Genomic DNA, 21,348 nt, shown 5'->3' with positions numbered 1-21,348 from the left:
TAAACGGCTTAGTATAGCAAAAGCAAAAAACAAACGCTTTAAATTCTCAGGAAATAATCATTTCCAATATCTCTTCATAACGAGCAAAACTCCTCGATTTAGATACACATGTATACTGCAAAATATGTCTTTTTCACGTACAATTAATAATTAGACGTTTTTTTATTTAGAGAGTTATGGCTACACGCATTACCAACCAAAAGTTATCTAAAAGTAGTCGTGATTGGATGAGAGAGCATTTAGACGATCCTTATGTGAAAAAGGCACAAAAGGACGGCTATCGTGCGCGTGCAGCATATAAGCTCTTAGAAATGCAAGAAAAGTACAAGATCATCAAACCCGGCATGACCGTGGTCGACTTGGGTGCAGCTCCCGGGAGTTGGTCACAAATCGCCGGTAAGTTGGTCGGCGACAAAGGTTTATTGATTGCATCTGACATTTTACCAATGGATGCATTACCTGATGTGACTTTCTTGCAAGGTGACTTTCGCGAAGAAGAAGTCTTCCAGCAATTGTTAGAAATTTTAGATGGTCGTACTGTAGACGTTGTAATTTCAGATATGGCCCCCAATACATCAGGTAATAAGGCTGTAGATCAACCGCGTCAGATTTACTTGTGTGAACTTGCACTGGATTTTGCCAACAAGGTGCTAGGCCCTAAAGGTCAATTTGTGGTAAAAGTTTTCCAAGGTTCAGGTTTTGACGAATTCCGTAAGCAAGTGGTTGATAGTTTTGATGTTCTGAAAACATCTAAACCTTTGGCATCACGTGCTCGCTCCAAGGAAGTTTTCCTGATCGGGCAGGGACGTAAGAAGGCTTTAAAATAAGTCTACTTGCCAAGTCGTTAAAAATTGTGCATTTTGTACGTTTTCAGATAATTGTAAGTTGATTTACAGCTTAAGTATTAAGGTCACCCTGAACAGGGCATGATCAAATTAGATTGGAATGGGAATAAAGCTTTGAGCGATCTTTTTAAGAATGCCGTATTGTGGCTCGTGATACTGGGTGTGCTGGTGTTAATCTTCAGCAACGTCAGTGACCGCAATCAACCGACTACAATGAACTACTCAGAGTTTGTTGCCGCGGTCAATGCTGGCCAAATTAAACAAGTTGTGATTGACGGCGAAAGAATCCGTGGCGAAAAATCGAACGGTTCAGAGTTTGAAAGTATCCGTCCGGCAGTTCAGGATCCTGAACTGATGCCAAGCCTGATTAAAAATAATGTTGTGGTTGAAGGTGAAGCACCACAACGTCAAGGCTTGCTCATGCAGTTGCTTATTGCAAGTTTCCCTGTACTTTTAATCATTTTGTTATTCATGTTCTTTATGCGCAACATGGGTGGCGGTGCAGGTGGTAAAAACGGCCCAATGAGTTTTGGTAAATCTAAAGCCAAAATGCTGTCTGAAGACCAGATTAAAGTCACTTTCACTGATGTTGCTGGTTGTGATGAAGCCAAGCAAGAAGTCGTTGAAATCGTAGATTTCCTGAAAGATCCAACCAAATTTAAACGTCTGGGTGCGAGTATTCCACGCGGTGTGTTAATGGTCGGTCCTCCAGGTACGGGGAAAACCCTACTTGCCAAAGCCATTGCCGGTGAAGCGAAAGTTCCATTCTTTAGTATTTCAGGTTCTGACTTCGTTGAGATGTTTGTCGGTGTCGGTGCATCCCGTGTTCGTGACATGTTCGAACAGGCGAAACGTCATGCGCCATGTATCATCTTTATTGATGAGATTGATGCAGTCGGTCGTCATCGTGGTTCAGGTACTGGTGGTGGTCACGATGAACGTGAACAGACACTGAACCAGATGCTGGTTGAAATGGACGGCTTTGAGGGCAATGAAGGCATTATCGTGATTGCTGCAACCAACCGTGCAGATGTACTGGATAAAGCACTTCTTCGTCCAGGCCGTTTTGACCGTCAAGTTGTGGTTGGTTTGCCAGACATTAAAGGTCGTGAACAAATCCTGAATGTACATTTGAAAAAATTGCCTTCAGTGACAGGTGTGGATGTAAAAGTTCTTGCACGTGGTACACCGGGCTTCTCGGGTGCGCAATTAGCAAACCTGGTGAATGAAGCTGCTTTATTTGCTGCACGCCGTAACAAAAACACCGTCGATATGCATGACTTTGAAGATGCAAAAGACAAGCTGTATATGGGTCCTGAGCGTAAATCGATGGTACTTCGTGATGAAGAGCGTCGTGCGACGGCTTATCATGAAGCAGGGCATGCGATTGTTGCTGAAAGCTTGCCAGGTACAGATCCTGTGCATAAGGTGACAATCATGCCACGTGGCTGGGCTTTAGGTGTTACCTGGCAGCTGCCTGAATTTGACCAGACCAGCCATTACAAAGACAAAATGTTGAATGAACTTTCGATTTTGTTTGGTGGCCGTATTGCTGAAGAAGTCTTCATTAACCAGATGTCGACCGGCGCTTCAAATGACTTCGAACGTGCAACCAAAATGGCACGTGCGATGGTGACCAAATATGGTATGTCGGACAAACTCGGTGTCATGGTCTATGAAGAAGATGCACAGCAATCTTTCATGGGCAGTATTGGTAGCCGCAGTATTTCGGAAACCACACAACTAGAAGTCGATCGTGAAATTCGTCGAATTCTAGATGAGCAATATAAAATCGCACGCGATATCTTGGAAAGCAAAAAAGATATTGCCCATGCGATGGTGAAAGCCTTGATGGAATGGGAAACCATTGATCGTGATCAAATCCGTGACATCATGGAAGGTCGTGAGCCTCAGCCACCAAAAGTCTATGTTGCAGATAATCCTGTGATTGATGTAACGCCAGATGATGGTCCGTTGACTCCTCCGCCATTGCCAGCGAACTAAGCTCAATAAAAAAACCACCTTCGGGTGGTTTTTTATGCTTGTCATTTTTGTCATATCTTTTTGAGTGTTATATTGAGCGATTAAAAATGAATAAGAAAAACAAAAATGAATATGCCTGTTCTGGAATCCAGTGTTTACCAGCTTCGTCTTGAACCGTTGAGCTGGGAACATTTTTCTGATTTAGTGGTTGCATGCGCTGAAGAAAATTTAGGTAAGATTTTATATAATTCGGTGCCTTATCTGCATAACTTAAAAAAATATTTTTCTCAAGCTTTCGAACAACAGGCTCAAGGTGAAAGAATGGTTTTTGCCGTAATTGATTTAAACTCCGGCCAAGCAATTGGAACCACCAGTTATCATGATATTAAAGCGGAAATTCCACGTTTTGAAATTGGTTATACCTGGTATGCCAAGCGCTATCACAGAGCTTATGTAAATCGCGTTTGTAAATATCTTTTGTTAAGACATGCTTTTGAAAATTTAAATGCTCAGGTGGTCGGCTTTCGAACTGATCATTTGAATCTTCCCAGCCAAAAAGCGATTGAGGCATTAGGTGCCAAACGAGATGGCATTATCAGGTGTCATATGCTACGTAAAGATGGACAGACTATTCGAGATAGCTATATCTATAGTATTTTAGAAAGTGAATGGGCAGATGTGAAAGCATTATTACAAACTAAACTGATGCAATATTCCCAAAACAATTACTTCGAAATCTAGGTCCTAGCCTTATTCCACTTTGCTTTATTCAGCGATCCATAAGACAATATCGGGGTTATTTTGAGTGAGTATTGAATCATGCAGCTGATGCCTTTGTTACCACATGTATGGACATTTGGTGATTTAAAATTGGACTTATCCCAGCCGCATGTGATGGGGATTCTCAATGTCACCCCAGACTCTTTTAGTGATGGTGGTCGGCATAATCACAAAGAAGATGCAGTCGCACGTGCGCTTGAAATGATCGCTGAAGGCGCGACCGTGATTGATATTGGCGGTGAATCGACCCGTCCAGGTGCCGCAGTGGTAGAAGTGGAAGAAGAAATTCGCCGCGTAGTGCCTGTGGTGGAAGAACTGGCTAAACATAAGGTCATTCTCTCGATTGATACGTCGCAACCTGAAGTCATACGCGCAGCGGTTCGGGCCGGAGCACATATCTGGAATGATGTCCGTGCTTTGACTCGGCCGAATGCATTGCAGACCGCAGCAGAACTCAATATTCCAGTGATCATCATGCATATGCGCGGTGAGCCGACCACCATGAACAATCTGGATCAATATGAGGATGTCACTAAAGATGTGATACGCGAGTTATCCCAACGTGTTCAGGATGCTTTAGATGTTGGAGTAAAAGCGGAAAATATCATGATTGATCCAGGTTTTGGTTTCGCTAAAAATGCCCAGCAAAATTTAAAGCTGTTGCAAGAGTTTTATAAATTGACAGAAATGGGCTATCCGATTTTGTCTGCTTTATCACGTAAACGCTTTATCGGAGCAGTTTTGGATGGGGCAGAACCACAAGAGCGTGCAGTGGGTTCAGCAACAGCGCATTTGTTGAGTATTCAGCAGGGTGCATGTATGGTACGGGCACATGATGTTAAAGTCACAGCCGATGCGATTAAAGTCTGGCAAGCTATGCAAATGGTTTAAAAATCGAGTCTGGGAAATCCCTACATTGGCAATGTTGTTTGGCTTTTAAGCAACAATATGCTATATAGGCACGCTTAGATTAGATAGTCATCCTTTAGAGTGCCTGTAATGTTTGCAGATTTACTTCTCCCCATGTTCGATGATGAGTATTATCCCGATATTCTGGTTGCTGAAATCAAGCAGCACATCGAACGTTTTGCCCAAAAAGTCGCTAAATCAGGTTTGTCAGATCAAGAAATTTACCAGCTTGCCAATCTGACTGTGGCTGATATCAATATCATGAAACCTCAGTTCGAAGATCTGGATTCGTCTCTGGATGATACTGCTGCGGATTATATTGCCGAAGCCATGATGATGGTGGTGCAAGAGCACGGCGTGTTCGAGATTGAAATGGAAGAACTGATTACCAATCGTGAATGGTGATTTAAGAAAACCCTGCAGATGCAGGGTTTTTTATTGTCTGTTCAAATAATCTTTAAAGCTATTAAAGCAAATTGAGCCGAGTAATTGTTGCTCTTCATTCATGCATTGCTGATAAAGGTTTTGGTAATAAGCCTGCAGATTCGATTGACCTTGAATCTGTTGTGGTGTTTTTGATTTGGATTGTTGATAAGCCCAAAAAGCCAGTTGTCGGAGTTTCTGCAACCTGATCTGGTCAATCGCACTACAGGAACTTTTAAATAAAGGTTCCAGGATGACCACCCCAAAGGAAGAAATCGCTAAAATGATCATACTAATGATGACCAGTACATCCGAATGAATCAGATAAAGGTTGAGCAATAAGCTCAGAAAAATTGGAATTTGCAGATAGAGACAGTTTTGCAAACGCTGACTATAGGCTTTGGAACTAAATTGCGCCTGATATTGTGCATGCCAGATATAAGGATAAAGCAGTGCCATCAGCACAATTAAGGTGACATTAAAGGCAATCGTGGCATTCTTGAAAAAATAATATTCCAGAAATACGGAGCTGAGACTACAGGCTACACAGACCAGAAGGGACAGTAAATTAATCGCGATAACAAACTGGATATTTTGCAAGGCATTAAATTTAAAGCGGCTATAACGCAGCTTAAGGAAAAAAGCGTCTGGATGACGTAATTGTAATGTAGCGAGATCAAAGTGTTTTAATTCTGACATGGGGATTTCGCGCTAAAAGAATAAAATTCAGGCACAAAAAAACCAGCCTAATGCTGGATTTTTTATTGCACCATTTTAATAAATATTAAAATGGTGCCCGAGGCCAGACTCGAACTGGCACGCTTTGTGGGCGGGGGATTTTAAATCCCCTGTGTCTACCGATTTCACCACTCGGGCATGTGCGCAATAATAGAGGACGAAATAAAGCTTGGCAAGCAAATTTCTAAATGATTGCTTTCTTTTCAAGCAATTCCGTAGCTTCTATTCTAAAAACCAGCAAATCAACGTTTTTTAAAAGTCAATATTTGCAGATCTTTAAGACGACCAATGAAAAATGATAGAGGGAACTATGAATTCTCATCCAGATAGCTGTCGACATCTAGATGCTTGATCGTTTTACAATATTGATGCTCATATTTCAGTAGCCGCGTATATAGCCCGGCAAAGTGATTTAATTGCTGTTTTAGTTCGGCATGCCGAGGATCATGGCTTGAATAAAAACGTAATTTTAGTCGGATCAGACAGGTCTGTTTATAAGCCCAAAAACAGATTTTACGTAATTGTTGTAGCTGATAGTGCTCAGTATTTTTGCTATTTTCCTTGAATAAATTTTCCCGATAAAAGCGCACAAAGCCAAAGCTCACGCCAAAGAAGAATAAGCTCCACATCAGCAAACTGCTTTGTATAAAGACCGGATTTAAGGCTTGCAATAGAATCACAATAGCCATCTTGATTGGAGTATGCCGTAATAACTGATACAGCGAATAAGAAGAATGCTGAATCTGGTACAGAATCAAGGTCTGACTCAACATCAGGAACAGTAGAATGGCCAAAATGGCATAACTCTGTGCCTGAAATTCACTGATTTGCACAAAAGATTGCTGTACCAGATCTCCTAACATCAAACTGATGGGAACAAAAATCATGGCGGCCAAGGCCCAAGGAATGAAGAGCTTGGCTTTATCCCAGATTCCACGGATTTTAATCTGACTGTAAAACAGGTAATTTCCTTTAAATGCAGTCGGATATTGGCGCTTAAGTTGCTGCAGCAACAAAGTCACTTGCGTAGGGGGCGTCATCCAGAGATTAATTTAATATATAGATGAAGCACTATAGTCGATTTTGCGCAAAATCGCAGAAGAAATGCAGTTTCAGGTCGTAGCGCTGTTTTAATCATGAAGATTTTGATTTTTTAGCCACGAATTATGCGAAAATAGCCGATTCAAGATTTATTTTTTTAAGGACAGTTTATGACTGATCAATCTCCTCAGGCGTTAAGCGACATCGAAATTTTAGACATCCTGCAAAGTATGAAAAAGGATGAGCTAAATACTGAGGCGCAAGCAGCAATTCGTCAGGGTGGTAAAGCTGGTCGTCAGGAAGCGCATAAAGCAGCCTTAGTAGCATTGAATCAGTCATTTGAAGACAAATTTGTCGAAGCCGTATCTTTGGCTTTGGGTCTGAATGCAGCACAAATCAAAAAAATCCGTTATAAAAAAGACCGAATCCGTATTTTAAAAGCGCGCGGTATTGATTATATGGCGATTGATGGCGCTGAAACTGCGCAAGTGCTGTCACAAATTGCCCAAGCAATTGTGCGTGAAGATGCCATTGTCACCCATGACCTGCATAATATTTTCCCATTCTGGAAAGAAGGCTGGCCAATGGTGCAATTCGATAATGCCTACAAAATTTTAGAAGATGATATCCAGATTCACTATCAAGCCGTTCTTGAGGCTTTATTAGCAAAAATCTAAGCTATAACTAGATCTAAAAAAAAGCACCCAAAGGTGCTTTTTTAATCACGATATATCAGTGCAATCAGCCAGCTGATGGGCAGAATAAATAAACGCCACCACGTGATTAATGGCCAATAAAAATACTCTCCAAATCTCAAGGTCGAGTCGAAACCTTGACGGCGACGTTCATGCGGGTAGGGAATAATGAAAACTGTTAAAACCATCAGAATGATGGCTGCGAGTAAAAGCAGGGGATTCTGTTGTTTGGCAAAGAAGAAGTAAAACAAATACAGGGCTGAATAAAAAAACAGACATGCCAATAATGCAGAAATATTCATCACTCACCTTATGATTTTTTTCTTAGAATAATTTTTAAATATAAGAATAAAAAGAAGAACCAGATTAATCTGATTCTTCCTGAATAACTGAATTGGTTTCGAGCAGGCGGGTTACCAGTAACTGGTCAATTTTAAAATGATCGACATCCACCACTTCAAACTTATAAGCACCAAATATCACGGCATCTGCAGGACGTGGAATCTTGCGTAATTTATACATCATGAAGCCAGCGATGGTTTCATAGTTCTCATCATCAGGCATTTCATCAATTTCAAGCGCATGCTTGATGTCTTCAATCGGCGTGCTGCCTTCAATCAGCCAGGAATTATTGTCACGTTTAATAATTTGCTGATCGGCTTCAATAGGCGTCACCCAGTCACCCATCACGGTAATCATAATATCGGAAAGGGTAATCACTCCAACCACCAGCGCATATTCATTAATGACGACGGCAAACTTTTCCTTGGTAGAACGAAAACGATCCAGAACTTCTGATAAGGTCAAAGTATCCGGAATGGTCAAGACATTACGGATGGTATTTTCATTGAGCTGCAGCAGCGACTGGTTGTTCAGAATACGCACCAGAATGTCTTTGGCATCGACATAGCCAATCACACTGTCGATGTCATTGCTACATACCAGAAATTTGGAATAAGGATATTCTGCCAGCTTTTGCCGAATACTTTCTTCCGGTTCATTCAAGGTGAAGAACACCACATTTTCACGTGTAGTCATACTCGAAGGCACGTTACGCTCTTCCAGCTCGAATACATTTTCAATGAAATGATGCTCCTGTTTCTGGAGCACGCCTGCCTGCGCACCTGCATCCATCACTGCAGAAATATCATCAAAAGTAATATTGTCATCACGGATGGTATTTACTTTAAACAGACGGAACAGCATGTTGGCAATCGCGTTAATAAACCAGGCCAAAGGTTTACAGACTTTAATGAAAATCTGAATTGGCTCGATGACTGAGACTGCGATCTTTTCTGGCGCAATCATGGCTAGACGTTTCGGCATCAGGTCTGCAAATAAAATAAATAAAGAAGTGACGACCGTGAAGGAGAGCGCAAAGCTGATATTTTCAGCCCAAGGTCCCTGGTAAAAGCGGGAAACGAAATTATAAATATAAGGACGGAAGGCGCCTTCACCTAAAATACCGCCGAGAATGGCGACTGCATTTAAACCAATTTGAGAGGCTGCAAAGAAATCCGCAGAATTTTCTTGTAGATCTAAAACTTTTTGAGCGCGATGATCACCCGACTCAGCCAGAATTTTGAGTTTGACTTTGCGGGCACCTGCGAGGGCGATTTCAGTTAAAGATAAAAAACCGGCCCCCGTGATGAGTATTAAGATAATCACGATATTTTGTAAGAGGCTCACAAATCCACCTGTGGATGAATAGTATCTTGGGATATTTTTAACACAAAAAAAGACTTGAGGTGTAACAACGACATCTCAAGTCTTCAAAGTATAATCTTAAAAAATAAGAATTTAGAAGATTTTGAGTTTAATAATGTGAAAATTGAGAATTATTGCTCAGGAATTCACGATTTTCTTCTTCAATCATCTGGCGTGCAACATACAAAATCAGCTGACGTAACCAGCGATGTGCCGGATGATGATGCAATAAAGGGCACCATGCCATTTTCAATTCAAATTCCGGAATATAAAATGGCGGATCTTTTAGAATTAAATTGTGATTCTTGGCTTGCAGACGTGCGATACGTGAAGGCAGTGTCGCGACTAAGTCAACATTGGAAGCCAATAACCCCGGCATCTGGTAATGACGGGTAAAAACCGAAATTTTACGTTTCTGACCGATACGCTCTAAAGCCTGATCGATCCAGCCTAAACCGGCCTGTTTTTCGGGATTGACACCGAAACCAACCCCCATACCGGTTTTAGAAACCCAGATATGCTGTGCATCCAGGTAACTTTTAAGGTTTAAGTTGCTTGCGGCAGGATGCTTGTTATTTAAAAGGCAAGAAAAGCTGTCACGCCAGACCAAAACCTGATGAAAACTTTGCGGGATTTCATTAAAACGGTTGATTGCCAGATCGACCTTGCCTTGTTCCATGTCACGATATGACACGTCACTTGGCGTCAGGAAGTCTAATACCACGTTCGGTGCTTCTGAACGTAGGGCTTTAACCAGACGTGGAACCAGCGTGGCTTCTGCATAATCCGAGGTCATGATCCGGAAGACACGATTTGAGGTATATGGACGGAACTCGGTACGTGGTTCCAGGATCATCGACAGATCAGCGAGCGCATCTCGAATGCGGGGCTGCAATTCTAAGGCACGTTCAGTGGGTGTCATGCCTTCAGAAGAACGAATCAGGAGGGGATCATTAAATAAATTGCGTAATCGGCGTAAGATGTTACTCATGGCAGGCTGGGTAACGCCCAGTTGTTCTGCTGCACGTGTGACATTTTTTTCGCGAAGAAGTACATCAAGATAAATTAATAGATTGAGATCGACCCGCTCCAGATTCATAAAAGAAATACCGAGAATAAATACAAGAAATTATGAAGATTATGCCATAATTGCCGGGCCTTGTGTAAAGCGTCGATGAAAAAAAAGCCATGTGCTCACTGATAAAGTTTACAAAATTAACACAGGCTTAAGCTCCATTATTCAAAGTGTACATAAGAGAAAAGATGCACGTTAAATAGAATATCATTTAGCCTTTTTATAGAGGGAAATGAAAACCATCTTTTCGCTTTAAAAGAACATGAGAAAGGCTGTTCTTACGTTCAGTATTTGAGTGAAAAGTACACTAAATCGAGAATTCATCAAGTTGAATAAATCATCAAAGATCAGTATTTTTTAAAGATAAAAGGGCATAAACCCCATATCCAGACTTAAGTCTAATGAATTATTTTTAAGCAACATGTGGAAATTTTATCCATTTTTATTTTTAAATAAATATATATAAAACATAATCTTAATATAATCTATCAAGATTGTACTAAGACTTTGATCTACTCATTTTTTAAATAAATACTGAAGATTCTTGCAGACTATTGGATTAATTTTCATAAGCCCACTAATCTTTAGCTATCCCAACGGATCGTCGAAAATCTGAACAAGTCATTGAGGGTGTGATTTGAGCGGTTCGTTGCAGAAAAATCCTAATATTATTACAGGAATATATCATGACTACATACCAAACAGCGATTGATGCAATCCGCGAATTAAAAGCGAAATTCGGTAACACTTGGGCAGACATCAGTCCTGAAGATGCTGCGCGTATGCAACTTCAAAACCGTTTCAAAACTGGTTTAGACATTGCGAAATATACAGCGGCAATTATGCGTCGTGATATGGCTGCTTATGATGCAGACTCTAGCAAATACACTCAATCACTAGGCTGCTGGCACGGTTTTATCGCGCAACAAAAAATGATTGCGAACAAAAAATACTTCGGTACAACTGAACGTCGCTACATCTACCTTTCTGGTTGGATGGTTGCAGCACTTCGTTCAGAATTCGGTCCACTTCCTGACCAATCTATGCACGAAAAAACTTCTGTTCCTGCATTGATCGAGGAAATCTACACTTTCTTACGTCAAGCTGACGCGAAAGAATTAAACGACTTGTTCCGTGCACTTAAAAAAGCACAAGAAGCGGGCGACACTGCTAAAGCAGCTGAAATCACTTCACAAATCGACAACTTCCAAACTCACGTTGTGCCAATTATTGCGGACATCGACGCTGGTTTCGGTAACGAAGAAGCGACTTACCTTTTAGCTAAGAAAATGATCGAAGCGGGTGCTTGTGCACTACAAATCGAAAACCAGGTTTCTGACGCGAAACAATGTGGTCACCAAGCTGGTAAAGTAACAGTTCCACACGAAGACTTCATCGCGAAAATCCACGCTCTTCGCTATGCATTCCTGGAAATGGGTCTTGACGACGGTATCATCGTTGCACGTACTGACTCTGAAGGTGCTGACTTGACTCAAAAAATCCCAGTGGTTAAAGAGCCAGGCGACATCGCTTCTCAATACATCAGCTACTTAGACACAACTGAAATCGACATTTCAGAAGCGCAAGAAGACGAAATCCTGATCAAGCGTGATGGTAAACTTCACCGTCCTAAACGTCTTGCTTCTGGTCTATACCAGTTCCGTGAAGGCACTCAAATTGACCGCGTTGTACTTGACTGTGTAACTAGCCTACAAAACGGTGCTGACCTTCTTTGGATCGAAACTGCGACTCCAAACGTTGCTGAAATTGCTCACATGGTTAACCGTGTACGTGAAACAGTTCCAAATGCGAAACTTGTTTATAACAACTCGCCTTCGTTCAACTGGACTTTAAACTTCCGTCAACAAGCGTATGACCGTTGGGTTGCTGAAGGTAAAGACGTTTCTGCTTACGACCGTGCTAAGTTAATGAGCGCTGAGTACGATGCAACTGAACTGGCTGCTGAAGCTGACGAAAAAGTTCGTACATTCCAAGCTGATGCTGCTCGTGAAGCGGGTGTGTTCCATCACTTGATCACACTTCCGACTTACCACACAGCTGCGCTTTCTACTCATGAGCTTGCTCAAGGTTACTTCGGTACTGAAGGTATGTTGGCTTATGTTGCTGGCGTACAACGTAAAGAAATCCGCGGCGGTATCGCATGTGTTAAACACCAAGCAATGGCTGGTTCTGACATCGGTGATGACCACAAAGAAATCTTCGCTGGTGACAATGCATTGAAAGCTGGTGATGATTCTAAAAACACAATGAACCAGTTCAGCGCTTAATCCGCTCAATTGATTCACTAAAAACCCTGCATCTGCAGGGTTTTTTGTTTGGAAAAATGCTATTAATAAATAGGGAAGAGCAATCTCAAGAATATGCTCAAGAGGAATTATCCATAATTTCTCCATGATTGGTTTTTATCGCAGTTTTTATGTGTTTAATTCTTGCATTCTAGTGCTATGTCACTGAATATTTGGATATAGCATGCTTATGTTCTGCATCAATTTACCCCTATTTAATTAAAAGTGACCCGGACTTATGCTGTCTAAATTTTTTATCCACCGCCCGATCTTTGCTGGGGTGCTGGCGATTGTTGTCATGGCAATCGGCTTGTTCGCAGTGATGAACCTGCCAGTGGAACGTTATCCGGACATTGCCCCGCCAAGGATAACGGTGGCAGCAACCTATAGTGGCGCTTCTGCGGAAACTGTGGAAGAAAGCGTGACCCAGGTGCTGGAACAGCAGATCAAAGGTATTGATCATCTGCTGTATTTCAGTTCGAGTAGCGATTCTTCAGGGCGCAGCCGGGTCAGCATCAGTTTTGAAAATGGCACCGACCCAGATACCGCACAGGTGCAGGTACAAAATGCGATTAATGGCGTGATCAACCGATTACCGGAAGATGTACAACGCCAAGGCGTTAATGTCTTTAAATCACTCGGCGATACCCATATGGTGATCAGCCTCTATGATGAGTCGGGGCGCAGCAACAATATTGAACTTTCCGACTATCTGATGACCCATCTGGAACAGGACATTTCCCGGATTGAAGGCATTGGTGAAGTCGATGTCTTTGGTTCACAATATGCGATGCGGATCTGGCTGAATCCGGCAAAATTAAAACAATATAACCTGATGCCAAGCGATGTGCGTGCTGCGATTGAAGCCCAAAATACTCAGGTCGCTGCTGGTGCGATTGGTGATCTTCCCGCCATAGACGAGCAATACCTGAATGCCAAAGTCACTTCGGGATCGCGACTGAAAACCGTGGAAGAATTCCAGAATATTATTGTCAAATCGGATCGTGCCGGCAGCTTTATTTATTTAAAAGATATTGCCCGGGTGGAACTGGGTGCTGAAAATTATCAGTCTTATAGTACCAATAATGGTTATCCATCGGCTGGTCTGGGTATTTCACTGGCGTCAGGGGCCAATGCCATTGCCACCTCTGATCTGATTAAGGCTGAAATTGCCCGCATTTCCCAACAATTGCCTGACGGCTATAAAATTGCCTATCCACGTGATAATACGCCTTTTGTACAAGAATCAATTAAAGAAGTGGTCAAAACCCTGATCGAAGCCGTGATTTTGGTCATCATTGTGATGTTCATTTTCTTGCAGAACTGGCGTGCCACCTTGATTCCTACCGTGACTGTTCCAGTGGTGATTTTGGGTACCATGGCGGTGCTGTATGCACTGGGTATGAGTATCAACACCTTAACCTTATTTGCGCTGGTTCTGGCGATCGGCCTGTTGGTGGATGATGCCATTGTTGTGGTAGAAAACGTCGAACGGCTGATGCATGAAAAGCAACTGTCCGCCAAGGATGCGGCCCTGGAATCCATGCAGGAAATTAGTGGAGCACTGATCGGGATTACACTGGTCTTAACCGCAGTCTTTATTCCCATGGCTTTTTTTGGCGGATCGACTGGCGTAATTTACCGGCAGTTCTCCATCACCTTGGTCGCGGCAATGTCCTTATCCTTAATGGTGGCATTGATTCTAACGCCAGCATTGTGTGCGCTTATTCTAAAACCGAATCCTAAGCTGGCAAAATGGGCGTCCTGGTTTAACCAGAAACTGGATCATTTAAAATATCGTTATCTGAATTTGTCTAAACTCACGATTCAGCGTCAGGCGATTTGTCTACTATTGTTTGCTGGATTGATCGGTGTGTTTGCGCTGTTCTATCGTGCCTTGCCGACCAGTTTTTTACCGAGTGAGGATCAGGGGATCTTAAGTTTGCAGATTAAATTGCAGGAAGGCGCCCCGATGAAAAATACCATTCAGATCGGTGAAGAAGTCCGTAAGTATTTTCTGGATCAGGAACAAGCCAATGTCAATCTGGTGATGATCCGTTATGGGCGAAATTTCTCTGGAACGGGTCAGAATCTGGCGACCGGTTTTGTGGCATTAAAACATTGGGATGAGCGTTCCGGTCAGGACAATACCGCACAAGCGATTCGTGAACGGGCCTTGAAGCATTTCCAGAGTAATCGCAATGCACAAATTAATGTGTCCATGCCAGCTTCAGTCAATGGTTTGGGACAAACCGATGGTCTGGATTTCTGGATTCGAGATATCAATGGCAATGGCCGGCAATATCTGGAACAGCAATTTAAAGCGCTGGAAGCTCGGGCGGGCAACTATACAAGCTTTGAAAATCTGGGCAAGCGTTCTAATCCTGACAAAGCAGAACTACGTGTCAATATTGATCAGAAACAGGCCATGGCCAACGGCCTGACTCAATCGGCAATCAACAGTACTTTATCCAGTGCTTGGGGCGGCAGTTATATCAATGACTTTATTGATCGTGGTCGGATTAAACGGGTGATTATGCAGGGTGATGCTGAATTCCGCTCTAAGCCGGAAGATCTGGCACAGTGGCATGTACGAAATGACCAAAATCAGATGGTGCCTTTCAGTAACTTCTCGCAAGTGGGCTGGAGTGGTGGCCCTGAAGTGGTCAACCGCTTTATGGGTTATACCGCATTGCAAATGGAAGCGGATCGGGCTAAAGATAGCAGTTCCGGTCAGGCCATGCAGGATGTGGAAGCTTTGGTTGCCGAGCAGGAAGGGGTGGATGTGGTCTGGAGCGGTCTTTCTTTCGAGGAAAAACAGTCCAATAATCAGGCGATCTGGCTGTATCTGATTTCAATTGGTTTTATTTTTCTTTGTCTGGCGGCTTTATATGAAAGCTGGAGCATTCCAACCGCCGTGATGTCAGCTATTCCACTCGGGATTGGCGGCAATATTATTTTCAGTTATCTGGCTGGTTTCCCGAATGATATCTATTTCCAGATTGCCTTGCTGACTACCATTGGTCTGTCCTGTAAGAATGCCATTCTGATTGTGGAATTTGCTTCATTAGCGCAGCAACAAGGTAAATCGGTAGTAGAAGCCGCACTAGAAGGTGCGTCTTTACGTCTACGTCCAATTTTGATGACTTCTTTGGCCTTTGGCGCAGGGATTTTACCGCTGGTCTTTGCTACAGGCGCTGGTGCGGTGAGTCGTCAGGAAATTGGTGTGAGTGTATTTGGTGGTGTCATTTTTGGAACATTGCTGGTGCTGATTTTTATTCCATTTATGTATGTTTTAATTCGTCGACTCATCATCAAAAAATCGCGTGCTTAAAATAAAGGAAAACTCTAGAGCTGAAAAATCCCCGTTTATACGGGGATTTTTTTATCGCCAAAACTCGTCCAATGACTGGTTGCGTTTTCAGCATGGTGTGAAAATTGCTATAAAAATCATCTATTCATACAAGAATGTGTCGTGAGAATGCATCTGATGGGGATTTTTATTCATGTTGTCACACTTTTTTATTTATCGACCTAAATTTGCAGCCGTGATTGCCATTATCATGATGGTATTAGGAATTTTTGCACTGCAAAAAATTCCGATTGAGCATATGCCGAATATGGATGCACCTGCGTTAGGTGTTTCTGCGGGGTATCGTGGTGCATCTGCGGAAACCGTTGAGCAATCGGTCACGCAAATTTTAGAACAAGCGATAAAAGGCATTGAAGGTTTGGAAAGCTTTCAGTCCAACAGTAGCGTGGGGCGTGCAAATCTGGCCCTGTCGTTTGAGCAAGGCGTGGATCTCGATCAGGCATTGTTGCAAGTGCAAAATGCGGTCAATGGTGTGCTAAGTCGATTGCCTGAAGAAACCCAGCAAAATGGAGTGGCTGTTTATAAACAAGGTTATGATCAATTTGCATTACTGAGTTTATATGATGAATCAGGGAAGGCGACACCTACAGAGCTTGCTGACTATTTAATGGTGCATGTCGAACCGCGTTTTTCCCGTATTGACGGGATGGGTGAAGTGGAGCTTTATGGCGCAGGCTATGCGATGCGCATTTGGCTCAATCCACATAAACTACGCCAATTTAATTTGATGCCGAGTGATATTCGCAATGCAGTCGAGACACAAAATGCACCACTTGTGTCTGGTTCTATTGGTGGATTACCGACAGCACAAGATCAATACATGAATGCTAAGGTCAGTGCGGATTCACGTTTAAGTAGCATTGATGAATTTGAAAAAATTATTGTGAAAACAACAGATTCAGGTTCGGTCCTGTACTTGAAAGATGTCGCACGTGTTGAATTAGGGGCAGAAAGTTATAATCATTTAAATTATACCAACGGTCATTTATCCGCTGCATTATCGATTCAATTGGCACCACGGAGTAATGCCATTGCGGTTTCAGAGCAGATGCAAACGGTATTGAAAAATGCCCAAGCCAATTTGCCTGCACATTATCAATTGCGTATGACCATGGACAAAACCCCATTTATTACCAGTTCAATTGAACAAGTCGCGAAAACTCTGGTTGAAGCGATGGTACTGGTAGTCTTGGTGATGTTTATCTTCCTGCAAAACTGGCGCGCCACTATTATTCCTGCAGTCACGATTCCGATTGTAGTTTTAGCCACATTTGCGGTGCTGTATGTACTGGGAATGAGCTTAAACAGTTTTACCTTGTTTGCCCTGATTTTGGCGATTGGCCTGTTGGTCGATGATGCCATTGTGGTCGTGGAAAACATTGAACGTTTGATGCATGAAGAACATTTGGATGCTCAGGCGGCAACTTTAAAGTCAATGAAGGAAATTAGCGGTGCATTGATCGGGATTACTCTGGTCTTAACTGCTGTATTTATTCCCATGGCATTTTTTGGCAGTATGACAGGGGTCATCTATCGTCAGTTTTCCATCACATTGGTCGTGGCAATGCTACTTTCTTTATTGGTGGCACTTATCATCACCCCTACATTTGCAGCGCAACTGCTAAAGCGTCAACCACATCAACCAAAATGGGCACAGCGTTTTAATCGTGGCATGGATAAGCTCACCATGCATTACCAAAAGCTTTCTGCACGTAGCATGCAGTTTAAAATGACGATGTTGGCTGTATTTAGTATATGTGTTTTAGGCTTTGGCTGGCTTTATAAAACCTTGCCCGAAGGGCTGATGCCAACGGAAGATATGGGCTTTGTCATGGGTCAAATTGTGATGCCAGGCAATGCACCACGTTCTGAGATAGAAAAAGTCGGGCGTGAAGTCCAAGACTATTTAATGCAGCATGAATCTGAGCGCATCCAAAGCATTGGGATTTGGTATAGCGGAAACAATGTTGGGGTTGGGCCTTATCGTGGTCAGCTCTTTGTCGTATTAAAGGACTGGGCAGCGCGTAAAAATCCTGAAGATACCGTCTTTGCTATTGTAGATCGTGCACAAAAGCACTTTGCCAATCATGCCAATGCCCAGATTTTCTTTATGGCGCCTTCTATGTCTAGTAATGGACGTGTGGTCGACTTTTGGTTACAAGATTTAGATTCACGGGGCAGCGAGTTTTTACAGCAATCCTTCTCTGAGATTGAAACCCGTGCCAAAGCAAAATCATCGATTGAATATTTACAACTTGATGTACCCAAAGAAAGTGCCGAGCTGAATATTAAACTGGATATAGAACGTTTACTCAAATATGCCGTACCTCAGCAAAGTTTTAACAGTACGTTGGCTGCGGCTTGGAGTGGTACCTATATCAATGACTTTATTGATCGTGGACAAATCAAACGGGTCATCATGCAAGGCGAAGCGGAGTTCCGTTCTAAACCTGAAGATTTGGCACATTGGCATGTCCGCAATAGCACAGGCGAAATGTTATCGTTTAATCAATTCACTACGCTAAATTGGCAAGGTGGACCGAATAGTATCAATCGTTATATGGGCTATAACGCCGTGCCTGTATATGCAGGTATTCCCAAAGATCAATTTTCGAGTCAAACCATGCAAGATGTCGAAGCTTTAGTCGATGAACAAGACGGAGTAAATTTGGCCTGGAGTGGAGCCGCACTAGAAGAAAAACGCAGCAGTGGGCAAGCTATTTTCTTGTATCTAATTTCGATTGCCTTTATTTTCTTATGTTTAACGGCACTCTATGAAAGCTGGACGATTCCTGCTGTGGTGTTGACCGCGATTCCTCTGGGCGTGGGAGGGAGTATTCTATTCTGTGCCTGGTTTGGTTTTGCAAACGATATTTACTTCCATATTGCCTTGCTGACGACCATTGGTCTGTCCTGTAAAAATGCAATTTTGATTGTAGAGTTTGCCGCACAAGCAGAGCGGGCAGGTCATACTCCGGTTCAGGCCGCGATAATGGCTGCGGGCTTACGCTTGCGTCCTATTGTCATGACTTCCATTGCATTTGCAGCGGGTGTATTGCCTTTGATGTTTGCCACAGGCGTCAGTGCAATCAGCCGGCAGGAGATTGGCAGCAGTGTTTTTGGTGGGGTGCTATTTGCCACTGTCCTGGTACTGCTGTTTATTCCCTTTATGTATGTATTGATCCGTAGTCTGATGATTAAAAAAACAGTTTCTCAATCAGTGGTGATAGATCATCCATCTTTAGAAAGTGAACAAGCCTGACTGAGTCAGGCTTTTTCTGGCTAAATATCGAGGAATTGATTTATACAAAAAATATCGTCATATTGCAGCATGATCATTAAAATTATTCACATGAAAAATTAGGATACATAGGGATCAGGACAAATCTCTCTTGAATGCCAGACTTTTATAATGAGCTGCTTATGCCGACAATTTCAGAAAAAATCCAGCATATCCAACAACAATTACATTCTGAAAATCACGACATCGCTGTAGGCTTACTCAGTCAGCTGAATGTCGCCGATCAGGCGCGCATTTTAAGTCGTTTAGATGCTCGGCAACAGGCCCGAATTTTAAGGGAACTGAGTGAACCGAGCTTGGTCTATGCTTTTATGCCCCTAGGGCAGCAGTTAAACGTAACAAAGCACTTGTCCATTTCAGAACTTGTTCCCATTCTGGACGCAATGCCTTCTGATGATTTTGTCGATATTTATAAGCAGTTTTCGCCGCCGCTACAGCTGCAATTAGTGAGCGCATTATCTGAAGAATCCCAGCAGACACTCAAAGATCTGGCCATCTATCCGGAAGGCACAGCGGGTGCCATGATGAGCTCAAGTTTTGTGACGCTCTCACCCGATTTAACCATGGATGAAGCGATACAGGCTTTACGTGTGGTAGCCGCCGGGCAGGAAACCCTGTATCTGATTTATATTGTCGATGCAGAAGAACGGCTGATCGGTGTGATTTCCTTAAGGCAGATCATACAGGCCTTACCTGAGCTGAGCATTGCCGAAGTGATGCAGCGTGACGTCATTTCCGCTCAGGTAACAGATGATCAGGAAATTGTAGCTCGAGCCTTGGCCTATTATGACTTTATTGCCCTGCCTGTGGTTGATGCCCAGCAAAAACTCTTAGGGATTGTTACTTATGACGATGCTATGGACATTGTCGAAGCCGAAACCACTGAAGATATTTTAAAGTCGGGTGCAGTGACGCCGTTGACTGAGTTGAGCCTTAAAACTGCTCCGATTTTGACCCTGTATCAGAAGCGGGTCTTTTGGCTGGTCATTCTGGTTTTTGGCAGTCTGCTCTCTGGAATCGGGATTGCACACTTTGAAGAGATCATTGCCGCACATATCGTGTTGGTATTTTTCTTGCCACTTTTGGTGGGTAGTGGCGGTAATGCCGGTTCGCAATCCGCCACCTTGATGGTGCGTGCCTTGGCCATAGGCGATGTCGAATTTAAGGACTGGTTTAACCTGCTCAGTCGTGAATCTCTGGTGGCGCTATGCTTAGGCGGCACTATGGCGATTGCGGTATCCATTCTGGGTTATATTCGGGGAGATATTATGGTAGCTGTGGTTTTGGCCATCAGTATGCTCGGGATTGTGTTGATGGGCTGCCTGATCGGCATGAGTCTGCCTTTTATTTTAAATAAACTCAAACTTGATCCGGCCAGTGCCTCTGCACCTTTGGTGACCTCTATTTGTGATGCCACCGGTGTGATTATTTATCTATTTGTTGCTTCCAAATTATTGTTTTAATTCACAGATTGCTACAACTTAGGTCTCAAAATAATTTATGCTGATGAAAGTCAGCCCTATTTTTGGAATCACATATGCCTGAGCCTGGACAAAAAACAAAACTGAGTCAACAAGAGGTCATTCGTCTGGAACGTGATCTGGCCAAGTTTGCCAACATGATGGATTCAGTGGTACGTATTCCATTTACCAAGCAAGGGGTAGGGGCAGATGCCGCGCTGAGTACGATTCCGGTCGCTGGAGATATCGCCGGTTTTGTATTGACCTGTTATGCCATTCATAAGGCCAAACAGATTGGGGTGCCGAGTGCCAAGCTGAATCCGGTCATGAAACTGGCGGTGATGGATGCGGTGGTTGGATTTATTCCAGTGGCAGGCACCATTTTTGATATTTTTATTCGTCCCAGTCGCAAGGCGCTTGATGTGGTGCATGTTCATATTCGTGAAGAATATCAGATTCACAGTGATCGACATGTGGTACACCCTTTTTTGCATGAAAGCCTGGAACGCAAACAGCAGCAATCTGTATTTTGGCGCAATCCTGTAGTGGCCTGGATCTGGATTCATATCCCGGATATTTTAGGCGCCTTGTTCCTGATTCTATTTGTTTTTGCGATTGGGTGGGGTGCGATGGCGTTGTATCAGTGGATTAGCGCATAAAGGCCTATATAAATAATGAATAATTGAATCCAATAAAAAAGCCTGCAAGTGCA

16 protein-coding genes and 1 tRNA gene are annotated in these 21,348 nt (G+C 43.0%); 11 read left to right on the top strand and 6 right to left on the bottom strand.

The annotated features are described in order from the left end of the window. Positions 1-176: 176 nt before the first annotated feature. The 5 genes from rlmE to AC1IR0_RS03370 all read left to right on the top strand — a co-directional run bounded on the left by rlmE (position 177) and on the right by AC1IR0_RS03370 (position 4,922). Positions 177-827: a 23S rRNA (uridine(2552)-2'-O)-methyltransferase RlmE gene (rlmE, locus tag AC1IR0_RS03390; protein ID WP_004645756.1), complete on the top strand. Its 651-nt coding sequence runs from the start codon at positions 177-179 to the stop codon at positions 825-827. 132 nt (positions 828-959) lie between these two features. Next, on the top strand, positions 960-2,849 hold the full coding sequence (gene ftsH, locus AC1IR0_RS03385; protein ID WP_004280565.1) for an ATP-dependent zinc metalloprotease FtsH: 1,890 nt from the start codon (positions 960-962) through the stop codon (positions 2,847-2,849). 105 nt (positions 2,850-2,954) lie between these two features. Next, positions 2,955-3,569, top strand: coding sequence for a GNAT family N-acetyltransferase (locus AC1IR0_RS03380; RefSeq protein WP_005247702.1), 615 nt, complete (start codon positions 2,955-2,957; stop codon positions 3,567-3,569). A gap of 78 nt (positions 3,570-3,647) precedes the next feature. Further along, positions 3,648-4,499, top strand: coding sequence for a dihydropteroate synthase (folP, locus tag AC1IR0_RS03375; protein ID WP_005247701.1), 852 nt, complete (start codon positions 3,648-3,650; stop codon positions 4,497-4,499). A gap of 108 nt (positions 4,500-4,607) precedes the next feature. Further along, positions 4,608-4,922: a DUF5713 family protein gene (locus AC1IR0_RS03370; protein ID WP_409666747.1), complete on the top strand. Its 315-nt coding sequence runs from the start codon at positions 4,608-4,610 to the stop codon at positions 4,920-4,922. 30 nt (positions 4,923-4,952) lie between these two features. On the opposite strand, the gene AC1IR0_RS03365 is transcribed toward AC1IR0_RS03370, so the two are convergent. From AC1IR0_RS03365 to AC1IR0_RS03355, 3 genes are all read right to left on the bottom strand, one after another. Beyond that, positions 4,953-5,639 (bottom strand): hypothetical protein, encoded by a 687-nt coding sequence (locus tag AC1IR0_RS03365; protein ID WP_336018363.1) that lies wholly within the window; start codon positions 5,637-5,639, stop codon positions 4,953-4,955. Positions 5,640-5,730: 91 nt separating this feature from the next. Further along, a tRNA-Leu gene (locus tag AC1IR0_RS03360) sits at positions 5,731-5,816 on the bottom strand. Between the two features lie 170 nt (positions 5,817-5,986). After that, positions 5,987-6,718 (bottom strand): hypothetical protein, encoded by a 732-nt coding sequence (locus AC1IR0_RS03355; protein WP_005103944.1) that lies wholly within the window; start codon positions 6,716-6,718, stop codon positions 5,987-5,989. A 171-nt stretch (positions 6,719-6,889) separates the two neighbouring features. Between AC1IR0_RS03355 and AC1IR0_RS03350 the strand changes: the two genes are divergently transcribed. After that, the gene (locus tag AC1IR0_RS03350) at positions 6,890-7,396 is read left to right on the top strand and encodes a hypothetical protein (protein ID WP_004280554.1); all 507 of its coding nucleotides are present in this window, start codon (positions 6,890-6,892) and stop codon (positions 7,394-7,396) included. Between the two features lie 41 nt (positions 7,397-7,437). Here AC1IR0_RS03350 and AC1IR0_RS03345 read toward each other — a convergent pair whose 3' ends face one another. From AC1IR0_RS03345 to AC1IR0_RS03335, 3 genes are all read right to left on the bottom strand, one after another. Beyond that, positions 7,438-7,716, bottom strand: a complete 279-nt coding sequence (locus tag AC1IR0_RS03345; RefSeq protein WP_004645748.1) for a hypothetical protein — start codon at positions 7,714-7,716, stop codon at positions 7,438-7,440. A gap of 64 nt (positions 7,717-7,780) precedes the next feature. After that, positions 7,781-9,103, bottom strand: a complete 1,323-nt coding sequence (gene paeA, locus AC1IR0_RS03340; RefSeq protein ID WP_311203715.1) for a polyamine export protein PaeA — start codon at positions 9,101-9,103, stop codon at positions 7,781-7,783. Positions 9,104-9,230: 127 nt separating this feature from the next. After that, complete coding sequence (locus AC1IR0_RS03335) at positions 9,231-10,220, bottom strand: LysR family transcriptional regulator (protein WP_005103940.1); 990 nt, start codon at positions 10,218-10,220, stop codon at positions 9,231-9,233. Between the two features lie 662 nt (positions 10,221-10,882). Here AC1IR0_RS03335 and AC1IR0_RS03330 point away from each other — a divergent pair. The 5 genes from AC1IR0_RS03330 (at position 10,883) to AC1IR0_RS03310 (ending at position 21,295) form a co-directional block, all read left to right on the top strand. Beyond that, positions 10,883-12,484 (top strand): isocitrate lyase, encoded by a 1,602-nt coding sequence (locus tag AC1IR0_RS03330; protein ID WP_004280550.1) that lies wholly within the window; start codon positions 10,883-10,885, stop codon positions 12,482-12,484. A gap of 256 nt (positions 12,485-12,740) precedes the next feature. Continuing rightward, on the top strand, positions 12,741-15,836 hold the full coding sequence (locus tag AC1IR0_RS03325; RefSeq protein ID WP_409665916.1) for a multidrug efflux RND transporter permease subunit: 3,096 nt from the start codon (positions 12,741-12,743) through the stop codon (positions 15,834-15,836). Between the two features lie 172 nt (positions 15,837-16,008). Further along, positions 16,009-19,137 carry an efflux RND transporter permease subunit gene (locus tag AC1IR0_RS03320; RefSeq protein ID WP_479741176.1) on the top strand — a complete coding sequence of 1,043 codons (3,129 nt, stop codon included), beginning with the start codon at positions 16,009-16,011 and terminating at the stop codon, positions 19,135-19,137. A gap of 161 nt (positions 19,138-19,298) precedes the next feature. Next, complete coding sequence (gene mgtE / locus AC1IR0_RS03315; RefSeq protein WP_479741175.1) at positions 19,299-20,639, top strand: magnesium transporter; 1,341 nt, start codon at positions 19,299-19,301, stop codon at positions 20,637-20,639. Positions 20,640-20,713: 74 nt separating this feature from the next. Next, complete coding sequence (locus AC1IR0_RS03310) at positions 20,714-21,295, top strand: DUF4112 domain-containing protein (protein ID WP_005169896.1); 582 nt, start codon at positions 20,714-20,716, stop codon at positions 21,293-21,295. The last annotated feature ends 53 nt before the right edge of the window (positions 21,296-21,348 follow it).

The sequence above is a fragment of the Acinetobacter sp. 129952 genome, from assembly GCF_056642055.1.
The sequence above is the reverse complement of the archived record's forward strand: the minus strand, read 5'-3'. Positions and strand labels throughout refer to the sequence as shown.